Raw genomic sequence first — 11,503 nt, forward strand, 5'->3', positions numbered from 1 at the left:
TTATTTCGATACTTTCATAGATTCATAATAACCGTTTAACTCATGATAGTACTTATTTAAAGATGAAGTCGATACTTGAAAATTCTCAGCGATTTCTTTCACCGTCAAATTTAAAGGTTCAAAAAGTCCATTTTCTTGCCCAAATCGGATAGCACCTGCCGCAATAGCTACTTCTTTACGAGCATTCGGTTGCTGTTCAAATAAATAATCTTCCACAATTTCTAATAAGTCTTCATACGCCCGATTATTTTCCTTTAAGAAATCGATAGCGACCTGTAGTACCCCTGCTTCAAAATGCGTATATTCCCCACCCTCGTAACCATTTTCACCAAGTAAACGCCAAATCGTTTGGCCATTTTCTTTTAGAAAATCTTGTGGTGATAGCTCTTGTTGCTCCTCGTATTGTTTCACTAATGATTCAAACACACTCTTATGATCTGTTGGGAAGAAGATTAAGCTGGAAATAGCTAAAAAGTGGTTTTCCGTCGTTCCATCGGGTAATACAAAACAATATACATGCATTCCGACTGGTACAGGTTTTTCACTTTCACGTCTCAGTTGGATGATTTCTTTGGTAAAAATGTTTTTTACAGTTAAATAACTTTCTTCCACTTCTTCTACTTCACCTATATACACTCGAGGTCCGTCCCACATCTTTAAGACTTCTAAGGTCGAAGGTCGCACAACTTTCTTCTGCTGCTTTTCTAAATAGTCTCTCCAAATGTCTGGTCTGTGTTGGAAAAAGAATTCATCTAGTACAATCGCTTCGATCATTTCACGTTCCAAATATTTTTTTAAAGGATCACTCCATGTTTTTACAAGCTCTAAGTATTCAGGTAAGTCTTTTCTTTCAGGGTATTCCTCATAAAACGTCTGTAATATGCGTTCCAATTCTTCTGATTGAACTTCTTCTATTGTAGTCGTCTCTTTGGATTCACAACATTTTTTATACTTCTTTCCACTACCACATGGACAGGGTTCATTTCGTCCTACCATTAAAACACGTCCTTTTACTAATTTACATCGTTTCAGTCTATCATAATACTAATAAAAACATAAGGAACGAACGACTTGGTGCATATATCACACAATAAAAATATATTAACTATTTGAAATATGCATCAGGCGGACTTACTCCCCTTACTTATTCAGGAGACAGAGCAAACATACTTCTTTTTTACAAACCATTTTCCAAAATCTACTTATAGGTATAATATATTTCTAAAAGGGGATGAAAAATGGATACTCAAATAATAGAAGACATCTTAAAGTGCATGCCTGCTAACGAATTTGATTCTACTATTCAAAGAATACAGACAGAACATCGGCTTAAGCTTGCACAGTTTTGGAATATTAAAAGCGGTAGCAAAGTACTTGAAATTGGCTGTGGTCAGGGGGATACAACCTCAGTAATAGCATATCTCGTAGGGGATGAGGGTCTTGTACACGCAATAGATATCGCCTCCCCTCATTACGGAAGTCCAGTTACTTTAGGCGATTCTATTAATTTTATAATGAAATCTTCTATAGGCAATCGAATTAAGGTAGACTTTGAAACAGATGTCTTATCAAACGACGTGAATTTTCCGGAAGGTTATTTTGATTATATAGTTTTTTCTCACTGCTCCTGGTATTTGAAATCACCAGAAGAGCTGTTTAATATTTTGAAGAAAATTAAAAAATGGGGAAAAACATTATGCTTCGCAGAATGGGACACAAGAATTCAGAAAAATGAACAGCTCCCCCACTTCCTATCGGTGTTGATTCAAGCTCAATATGAATGTTTTAAAGAGAGTAGCTTATCAAATATTCGTACACTGTTCACGCCAAAAGATATGCAAGACATCGCAGAAAGAGCTGGCTGGGAAGTAATAGGAGATGCAATTATTGACTCTTCACAACTTCAAGATGGCAAATGGGAAATGGAATTTGTCTTATCTGATTATAAAAAAGAAATACAATCTGTTGATTTACCTGCAAAGTTAAAGTCTCTGATTCAATCCGAAGTGAATTTATTAGAAGCTGTAAGCAATCAAGACGATGTAAATTCATTGTTTACATATACCTTTATAGCAAAGTGAGGAAGTAAAATGAAAGAACTTACCGAAGAGATACTAAAATTTAATGAGGATCGGGGTTGGGGTGGAAATCATGATGCCCGTAGCCTAGCAATCTCTGTTTCCTTAGAAGCAAGTGAATTATTAGAGCATTTTCAATGGATTTCCTCTGAAGAAGCTATTCAAAAAGACAAACAAGCAATAGTTGAAGAGGCAGCAGACGTTTTTATTTACCTCTTACAACTGGCGAATGTGTTAGACATTGACCTTAAAGAAGCAGTCCAACAAAAATTAAAGAAAAATGCAGTAAAATATCCTATCCCAACAAACTTGTAATTTACTTTATATGGTTCTGTTACCATCGTTATTCACTAGAATAAACATTTACAATGAAATATCCTATATATGGCTTACTTGACCAAAATTTTGTAAGACTAATAAATTTAGGAGAATACCTATGAAGAAATTATTATCTATTTTATTAACTGCCTTATTAGTGGTTGCATATTTTGTTGCTCCACTCACTTCTGCCGAAGCCGCTTCACTGTCAAAAGCTGAATCATTAGTGAAAATTGCAGAACAACATGCTGGAGCTTTAAAATGGCAAATTTCTTATGAGCTAACGAAAGAAATTAAAAATCCTGATATGAAAATCTTTAACGACACAAAAAATGCTTATTTAAACGCTAAGAAGGAACTAGATCAATTAAGTGGTCAAAAGAAAGAGGATTTAAAGAAGCGTTTAGAAAGTAACGTTGGCATTCACTATACCCGTGCAATGGGATATATTGATGCAATTACTTCTGGTAAGAAAATAGTGGATAAAACAAATAAATTTAACACCCTATTTGCAGCAAACCCAACAGCTGATGCAACTGAAAAAAGCTACCATGAATTATCTAGTGAGATACGCAAACAAGCGATTTTACTTTACCGTGTTTATGGAAAGTCAACAAGAGATGCAATATTAGTTAAATACAAAACTCCAGGCGAAAAGGCACTTCAGTCATCTAAATATGTTATTACTACAAAAATGCATTTGGATGCATTAGATAGAATGATTGCTGAAAATGCTGATCAACAAACAGTTGAAACACAAGTTATTGGGTTCTTTGACTTACTCGATGCAATTGAAGAAGAAGCTATCATAAACGAACTTTATGAAACTTATTATGAAGTGATAAGAAATGATTCCAGCTTTCTAGCGCAAGAGAGCGAGATTATTGAGTTCTTCAAAAAATCCGATGAATACGCAAATGAAGAAAACCTTGAAGCAACACTTAGTTTATATAGTGAAGAATACCCTGGCTATGAAACTCTAAGTGAATTAATTGGATCTACCTTCCAAGACTATGACATAAAATACGAGACATTAGGTTTGGAAGTTCAATATATTCTAGAAGGTACTGCATTCGTTATTCATGATCAAAAAGTAATTATGGATGAAAATGATTCATTTGAATATACTGCTTATTACATTTTAGAAAAAGATGAAGCTGGTAACTGGAAATACCTCGATTCATTTGATGAATCTGATTTTGAAGAAGTAGAATAATATATTAACTACTGCAGCGATACTTGTTGAAATACGAGTGCTGCAGTTTTTTTATGAATGCCTCTGTTATTACTGATGTGTGTTTCACTACTTAGAATAGAATCGGATGTGAGCTTGCCGCACGCTTCGCATGAGCCTCCGCAGGATGAGTCGCTCCTTTGTCGCTCCCACATCCTTTACGGGGATCTCATTCTTCGCGCTCTTGCAGCCTGTAAGGCGCACATCCTATGAAATGGATACTATTCAATGAAAGCTGTAAACTTACTTCCTCTTTTCAGGATTATAACAATAATTGAATCTACGTAGATTTCTTCTCAATAGTATACACACGCATTCGCGCCTTGCCGCACGCTACGCATTAGCCTGCCCAGAATGAGTCGCTCCTTCATCCCTCCCTGTCCTCCTTACGTGGGCCCATCCTGAATACATTCCTTCAAACACTTCTATTTTAACCTGAGAAGTAATTGTATTTATGACTGTTGGTAGTTCATACCTTAGAACTTTCTATTCTCTCATATGGAGGAATTATTTTTGTATTGTTGCTAGATAAGGGGGCTTTTGCCATACGATCTACACATGAACAATGAAGTTTAAGAAGGTTTTATGAATAAATACAATCGACTTCTACTATAAATAAGATGGAGCATTTTTTAGATGTAACAGCTTGATACTCTGTGACGTCTAATCAGATGTTAGTAAATAAAACATTTCTTGGGGGTTATGAAATGAACAGAAGTGCAAAAAAGCTACTAATCACAGGCTTAATCATCGGATTATTAAGTGTGCCATTTTCACAAAACTCTAACGTCCTAGCAAAAGAACAAACAAAAGTTGAACAAAAAGCAAAACAAAATGAACTGTCAACAAAAAAAGTAATTGAATTAGCAAATGAATTTAACAGGATAGCTAGTTATATTCAACAAGGCGGGGATTATAAAAATGAAGAATATAAAACCTTTACTTATGACAAAAAAACCTATCGTTATTTATCCAGTTCTATCGATACTAAAAAAGAGCTAAAAGCTTACTTAGAAAAGGTTTTAGTACCAGCAGAAACAGAGCAGTTTATAAAAAACAGAGGAATCATTGAATATAAAGGAAAATTAGCGCAAGTGGAAGCAGATGGTGGTTCCTTATTACAATGGGAAAAGGCAACTGCTCAGTTTGTGAAAAAAGATAAAAACAATCTTCAGTACCGTCTAACTGTACCTGTCTGGAATACAAATGAAAAACAAAACTATCTCATTGAATATCAATTTGTGAACAACAAAATTGGATGGAAAATTAGCAAAGAACCAATTCAAGAAAAAAGTACAGCTATTACGGACAAAGTAGCAGTTGAGCAAGCAGCTAAATTTGCCCAGGCTACTCTCTATGTGCAGGCTGGCGGAGAATATACTCCAGGAGAATACAAAACATTTCTTCATAACGGATCTACCTATCGTTACCTTTCAGGCAAAATTGATACAAAAGCTGAATTAATGAGCTACTTAATGCAGTCAATGACACAAGCTACTGCCGAGCAGTTTATAAAAGATTTCGGAATCGTTGAGTACAAAGGAAAACTCGCACAAGTTGAAGCAGATGGTGGTTCTTTAGCCCAATGGAATAAAGCAACTGCGGAATTCATTAAAAAAGATAAAAATACCACGTTTTATAGAGTGATTGTTCCAATCGAAAATACGAATGAAAAACAAATATATATAGTAGAATATCAATATGTAGAGAATGTTGGTTGGCGAGTTAGCAAAAATCCTTATTGGGAATTAGATATCCCAGGAAATGTAAATCCTATTTCTATCCTATTTAATTACTTGCTCATTGACTCAAAGGTTTCACAAAATCAGTTCCTGCCTCATTCTACTTTTAATGTAACGGAATTTAAAAAAGGTATTAAAAAAGTAGAGTTCATTAAGCTGACTGAAACAGAAAGAAATAATTCACAAGTAGAATTTCTAGTTACGATAAACGTGGAAGTTGAACATAATTACAAAGGACCTTTAACGAATGGAATAAATAAAATGTTGTTTACTGTTCAACCATCTGGTTATATGGAATACAAAATTGATAAGATCGGGATTGTAAACATGTATTAGTTAGTAAAACTAGGTTCTAACATAGAAACTGATAAAGTTTTAAAAGCTTAGGTTAACGATATTTCCTTTTGTTTTTAACGAATTGGCGATGGCTTTTATAACTTCTACAAACATGAGTTAAGAAAATATTCCTAATTTTGAAGAGGTTTTAGAAGAATTAGGGTATACTTAAAATATGTGATGTTTTATTACGTATAGGAGGTATGTTTATGTCAGTCGCTAGTGCCGCTTCACAAGTAAATCTGGATTTTCTAATAAATGATTTAGGTTTTCGTCAAGTATCCAATACTTCCATATTTCAAAAAGATCATTTTTTTGTCATTTCGCCCTCTGTTCAAAACAAATCAAACTCATTTGAACTAGGTGACTCGCTAATGAAAAAATATAATCCTGAAAAAGATGAAGGATACTTGCTCATTCGTATTAAAGATAAGTTCCTTATGGCAAAACTTCATTCTTTTCAAAGAAAAATGATGACTGAGGAAACTGAAAAAAGCACCAAAAGCAAGCCTTCTTTTTGGAAGTTCAATGTGATTGAATCTATTAACCCTAAAATTGTAAATAGTGAAGATCGAACGTTGGCGTATAAAATTCAAGCCCCTTCCACTAAACAATTAATTTCATTTTTCAATAAATAAAAAAAAGGTAAAAAGCACCTAAATCATCTACCAACCGGTTAGAGATTTAAGTGCTTTTTTCATTGAGATGAAACATTTTTCTAAAAATTATTATATTAAAAGAATGTTCAAAATATTTTTATTAAAACCATTGTATATTTCTTTCGTACTAGTTACTATTAATTTATAAAAGTAGATTAGAAGAGGTATAACATTGGAAAATATAACCATGCATTTTCTGTTTAATCTTTCTTTATTAGTCCTTTTGCTTTTCATTAGTTTTACCGTAATTCGTACAATGAGTAGTAAAAGTATTTTTGTCTTCAAAAGAACTGGTTTACTTTATTGTATAGTTTCTTTAATGCTCTGTTTCCTTTTTTCCTATGAATTAGGCGATGAAGCTGTTTTAGATTTGAGGATTGTTCCTTTTTTAATAGGATCTCTTTATTTGAGAATGAGTCACATACTTTTTATAGTAATCATAGTCGGCCGTGGTTTATACGGAATAGATTTTGGGTACTATTTGGGACTGGTAGTTTATGCCATTCTTAGCCCTATCTTATGGTTTATTTCCCCATGGTTTTTGAAGCTATCTTCTAAATATCGGATTCTATTAATGATGGGTATAACTTTATTAATTAGTGTAGGTATATTAATTTTAGTTTTTAATGATGCAGATTCTGGTCATGGTCATACATGGGATTTGATATTTGCCTATGTTATTGTCCCACCACTCGGCGTTGCTATGATTGCATATATTATTGAAGCGACAGAAAAAAATATTCAATTGCAACAACAAATAATAAAAGCAGAGAAATTAGAAGCAGTTGAACAAATGGGAGCCGCAATCTCTCATGAAATACGAAATCCTTTAACAACTGCTATTGGTTTTGTAGAACTACTTTCCAATAACTCTCTAAAGGATGATAAGAGAGTTGAATATCTTTCTATATTAAAAGAAGAATTGGATTCAGCAGAAAGAATAATACAAGATTACCTAACCTTTTCTAAACCTATAATTGAATCATATGAAAAACTGCATATCGATACGGAACTTACTCATATTATAAAGTTGCTTAAGCCTTTAGCAAATCTTCATTCTGTGAAAATAATTACTAATTTCTCTTCTTCTCAATTTATTGAAGGCGATCGTTCAAAATTTCAACAATCGTTTATCCATATTATAAAAAATTATATTGACTGTATGCCACACGGTGGTACGTTATTAATAGAAACCACTGATACCAAAACTAGTATTTTAATTTCCATAACTAACAACGTAATGTTAAATGGAAAACAACAACCTATTTTGAATAGAGGAATGGCTGCAGCCTTCAATATTATACGTGATATGAAAGGAACAATAGATATTAGGAGTCAAAATGGAAATGATTCAGTTTTTAGATTTTCCTTTAAATCAATAAAACATTAACTATAGAATTCTCTACCTAAAACGTTCTTGAAGGGAGGTATTTCCTTGGATCTAACTGAACATTTTTTTTTCAATTTATCTTTATTGATCGTATTAATGTTTTTTTGTGTATTATGGGCTGAACGATCAAATAATTTAAAATTTATTCAAAATGTTGCTATTTTATATTTTGTTGTTAGCTTCTTCCTCTGTATTGTATTTAGCTATCCAATACATGATGGCTTTCTGTTTGATTTAAAAAATATTCCTATAATGATCAGCGGCCTCTATATGGGATTAGGACCTTTTTTAGGGGTGCTAACTATTTGCATTAAAGCGTTTTATGGAATTAACAGTTCCTTTTGGGTGACATTTACACTTTATGGTGTAATCTCTATCACACTTTGGAGACTATATCCCTTATTTATAAAGCTATCGCCTAATCAGCGTATATTGTTTTCAATGGGACTAACTTTTCTCTTCAGTTTAATACAAACTGTCTTGGAATTTATTCATCTACCATACCCTAAATACGATTTATATTTCGCTGTCCTATTTATACAACCTTTAGGGGTTGGAATGATTGCATATTTTATTGAAGAAATAACTAAATCTATTCTTTTGCGGAAGCATCTCCTTAATACAAAAAGACTGGAAGCAGTCGAACAAATGGGCGCTTCTATTTCTCATGAAATTCGTAATCCATTGACAGCAGCGACTGGGTTTGTTCAACTTTTGCAGAGTGAAAATATTTCTATGGAAAGTCGTTCTCAGTACCTCTCTATTATAAAGAAAGAACTAAAGTCTGCAGAAAGGGTTATTCAAGATTATCTAACTTTTTCTAAAACGGAAGACTTTCTAACAGAAACTATCTATGTTCATGATGAAATAAAGCAAGCTATTCAATCACTGCAACTAACTGCAAAGAAAAAATCAATAGAAATTATAACGCACTTCTCAAATGATTTAGCGATAATTGGTGATAAGCAAAAGTTTCATCAATGCTTAATTAATATTATAAAAAATGGAATGGAAGCTATGCCTAAAGGTGGAACATTGACCATCGAAACAGAAACCACCTCATCCATGGTTAGTATACTAATTAAAGATACGGGCATAGGGATGACACCCGAACAATTGAATCGTTTAGGAGAGCCCTATTACTCCACAAAAGGAAAAAAAGGGACAGGCCTCGGTCTGATGGTTGTCTATAGCATTATTAGGTCTATGAACGGAACGGTTCACGTCGATAGTGAATTAAATTCAGGTACTACATTTAAGTTTACATTCCCTTCCATACCTGACCATTTAGAACAAATAGAAATTCTAGAAAATGAGAATAAATATGTTTTAAGTTGAAATCACACTCACTGAGCTTAATATCTCAGTGTTTTTTTTATGATTAAGCATTGTTAACCTTCGATGTTGTTTTTCAAAGATATAATCTGTTCATCTAGTATGATGCCAACCAATCGGACTTGCGCTTGCCGCATGCTACGCATGAGCCACCGCAGGATGAGTCGTTCATTTCATCACAGCCTGGAGTATAGAATCATGTTTGAAACTTTGAACGAACTTTTACTAGTAGATTCGTGCGGTCAGCGCGCAAGTCTATAGGTATAGCAATGAACCTGTACTTATGGATAATGTATCGTTTAACAAATCCTATGATTAAATTAAGTTTAATAAGCCATATTAATAAAGAACGTAGAAGGAGAAAGGAGAATTTTACTTGGGAAGAGACAATAAACAAGGGAAAAGTAAAAATAAAGATTCGCTTCCTCAAACACCTAAAAATCAAAAAATAAAGCCAAATGAAATACAAGAAGAATTTTCTAGTGAATTTGCTGAACTCGGAGAAAAAGGAACAAATAAAATAAGTAATAAGAAGAAATAATTCTAAAAACAATCCCACTAGAGTTTCAGCTAGTGGGATTTATCTTATCTATTACATATTGCATCACTTGTTCAGAGGTATGCATAAATAAGGCTTTATCAACAAGTTCCTTCATGTCAATTTCTTTCAACTGATTGATTTGATTTCTGGCTTTTAACATGGATGATGCGCTCATTGAAAACTCATCTAACCCCAGCCCTAGCAATAATGGGATAGCAATGGTATCTCCCGCCATTTCTCCACACATCCCTACCCACTTTCCTTTTGCATGTGCAGCGTCAGTGACCATTTTGACCAAACGTAAGATTGCAGGATGATATGGTTGGTACAAATAAGACACACGTTCGTTCATTCTATCAGCTGCCATTGTATATTGGATTAAATCATTCGTTCCTATACTAAAAAAATCAACTTCTTGTGCAAATTGATCAGCCAAAATGGCTGTAGAAGGAATTTCTACCATTATTCCAATTTCGATATGATCCGCTACCGCAAATCCTTTTTCCTTAAGTGAATCTTTTACTTCTAGTACAAGTTTCTTTGCTTCTCGAAATTCCTCTAGAGTGGCAATCATCGGGAACATAATTTTAAGATTTCCGAAATTACTTGCCCGTAATAATGCACGTAGTTGAACTCTAAATAGTTCTTGATTCTCTAAACAGAATCGAATAGCTCGGAAACCTAGAAAAGGATTTAATTCCTTTGGTAAGTTTAAATAAGGAAGCTTTTTGTCACCACCAATATCCAATGTTCTAACGACGACCGGCTTATCTTCCATCTTTTCTAGAACTTGTTTATATGCTTGAAATTGTTCTTCCTCTGAAGGAAGTGTATCTCTTTCCATATAGAGAAATTCAGTTCTATAAAGGCCAACCCCTTCCCCTCCATGTGCAATAACGCTCTCAACGTCCCGAGGTGAACCAATATTAGCAACAACTTCAACTTGTTTACCATCTAACGTGATAGTTGGTTTATTTTTAAGTAATGTTAATGTTTTCTTTTGAATATCTATCTGGTTTCGTTTCTCTATATATAAATCCATCTTTTCTTTAGATGGATTTATATAAACTTCCCCATTATTTCCATCAACAATTATTAAGTCCCCATTTTTTATAGTAGAAGTTGCAATTGATGTACCTACAACTGAGGGAATCTCCAAAGAGCGTGCCATTATAGCAGAATGAGATGTATGTCCCCCCATGTCAGTTATGAATCCCTTAGCATATTCCTTATTTAATTGTGCGGTGTCAGATGGGGCTAAATCTTTTGCAACTATTATCACCTCTTCATCAATCAACGCTATGTTAGGGATTTCTAACTTTAAAAGCTTTACTAATAGTCGTTTTGTTACATCTCGAACATCTGCAGCACGCTCTCGCATATATTCGTTATCCAGTTGTTCAAACATCTCGATTAATGAATTCGCAGTTTCTTGCAATGCAAGTTCTACATTTACATTATCTACTTTTACTTTACTCTCAATTGTCCCTAATAGCTCTGGATCACTTAAAACAAGCAGATGAGCATCAAATATTGCTGCATGTTCATCCCCTAAATCATCTGCAGCGTGATCTCTGATTTTTTGCAACTCTCTATTAGCTTCATGTTTAGCGGTGTGAAAACGAGTAATCTCTTCCTCACTACTAGTAATGGATTTTTTAATGACAGTAAGATCAGGTTCTACTAGCAGAAAAGCCTTACCAATTGCTATTCCACTAGATGCGGCTATTCCTTTTAAATAGTGCGTCATTAAGTAGCACTAGGAATTAATATATTGAATTGTCTAAACATAGATAGTCCCCTTCCTCCTATGAATTTCTACCACCATCATAGTAAAGCAAGAGATTTCTTATTCTTCAAAAATGTAAAG

At 33.8% G+C, this 11,503-nt stretch carries 10 protein-coding genes; 8 read left to right on the forward strand and 2 right to left on the reverse strand.

The window, feature by feature from the left end; all coding sequences use genetic code 11:
* On the reverse strand, window positions 1-996 hold the full coding sequence (locus WAX74_RS05535; RefSeq protein ID WP_336496662.1) for a YecA family protein: 996 nt from the start codon (window positions 994-996) through the stop codon (window positions 1-3).
* A gap of 242 nt (window positions 997-1,238) precedes the next feature.
* On the opposite strand from WAX74_RS05535, the gene WAX74_RS05540 reads away from it, so the two are divergent.
* From WAX74_RS05540 to WAX74_RS05575, 8 genes are all read left to right on the forward strand, one after another.
* Entirely contained in the window at window positions 1,239-2,081 is an 843-nt protein-coding gene (locus WAX74_RS05540; protein ID WP_336496663.1) for a class I SAM-dependent methyltransferase, read from the forward strand.
* A 9-nt stretch (window positions 2,082-2,090) separates the two neighbouring features.
* Window positions 2,091-2,393: a nucleotide pyrophosphohydrolase gene (locus WAX74_RS05545; RefSeq protein ID WP_336496664.1), complete on the forward strand. Its 303-nt coding sequence runs from the start codon at window positions 2,091-2,093 to the stop codon at window positions 2,391-2,393.
* Between the two features lie 121 nt (window positions 2,394-2,514).
* Window positions 2,515-3,612, forward strand: coding sequence for a hypothetical protein (locus WAX74_RS05550; RefSeq protein WP_336496665.1), 1,098 nt, complete (start codon window positions 2,515-2,517; stop codon window positions 3,610-3,612).
* A gap of 725 nt (window positions 3,613-4,337) precedes the next feature.
* Window positions 4,338-5,708 carry a DL-endopeptidase inhibitor IseA family protein gene (locus WAX74_RS05555; protein WP_336496666.1) on the forward strand — a complete coding sequence of 457 codons (1,371 nt, stop codon included), beginning with the start codon at window positions 4,338-4,340 and terminating at the stop codon, window positions 5,706-5,708.
* Window positions 5,709-5,917: 209 nt separating this feature from the next.
* A complete protein-coding gene (locus WAX74_RS05560; protein WP_336496667.1) occupies window positions 5,918-6,346 on the forward strand; it encodes a hypothetical protein in 429 nt (142 codons plus the stop codon).
* Between the two features lie 193 nt (window positions 6,347-6,539).
* Window positions 6,540-7,757, forward strand: coding sequence for a HAMP domain-containing sensor histidine kinase (locus WAX74_RS05565; RefSeq protein ID WP_336496668.1), 1,218 nt, complete (start codon window positions 6,540-6,542; stop codon window positions 7,755-7,757).
* Between the two features lie 45 nt (window positions 7,758-7,802).
* Window positions 7,803-9,095: a HAMP domain-containing sensor histidine kinase gene (locus tag WAX74_RS05570; RefSeq protein WP_336496669.1), complete on the forward strand. Its 1,293-nt coding sequence runs from the start codon at window positions 7,803-7,805 to the stop codon at window positions 9,093-9,095.
* Window positions 9,096-9,468: 373 nt separating this feature from the next.
* Window positions 9,469-9,633, forward strand: coding sequence for a YfhD family protein (locus WAX74_RS05575; RefSeq protein WP_336496670.1), 165 nt, complete (start codon window positions 9,469-9,471; stop codon window positions 9,631-9,633).
* Between the two features lie 25 nt (window positions 9,634-9,658).
* On the opposite strand, the gene ptsP is transcribed toward WAX74_RS05575, so the two are convergent.
* Complete coding sequence (gene ptsP, locus WAX74_RS05580; protein WP_336496671.1) at window positions 9,659-11,383, reverse strand: phosphoenolpyruvate--protein phosphotransferase; 1,725 nt, start codon at window positions 11,381-11,383, stop codon at window positions 9,659-9,661.
* Window positions 11,384-11,503 lie beyond the last annotated feature (120 nt).

It is taken from the genome of Psychrobacillus mangrovi, from assembly GCF_037104765.1.
Taxonomy (GTDB): Bacteria; Bacillota; Bacilli; order Bacillales_A; family Planococcaceae; genus Psychrobacillus; species Psychrobacillus mangrovi.

Coding starts and splice junctions, on each gene's coding strand:
- WAX74_RS05535 (WP_336496662.1), bottom strand. CDS start 996: ATGGTAGGACGAAATGAACCCTGTCCATGTGGTAGTGGAAAGAAGTAT.
- WAX74_RS05540 (WP_336496663.1), top strand. CDS start 1,239: ATGGATACTCAAATAATAGAAGACATCTTAAAGTGCATGCCTGCTAAC.
- WAX74_RS05545 (WP_336496664.1), top strand. CDS start 2,091: ATGAAAGAACTTACCGAAGAGATACTAAAATTTAATGAGGATCGGGGT.
- WAX74_RS05550 (WP_336496665.1), top strand. CDS start 2,515: ATGAAGAAATTATTATCTATTTTATTAACTGCCTTATTAGTGGTTGCA.
- WAX74_RS05555 (WP_336496666.1), top strand. CDS start 4,338: ATGAACAGAAGTGCAAAAAAGCTACTAATCACAGGCTTAATCATCGGA.
- WAX74_RS05560 (WP_336496667.1), top strand. CDS start 5,918: ATGTCAGTCGCTAGTGCCGCTTCACAAGTAAATCTGGATTTTCTAATA.
- ptsP (WP_336496671.1), bottom strand. CDS start 11,383: ATGACGCACTATTTAAAAGGAATAGCCGCATCTAGTGGAATAGCAATT.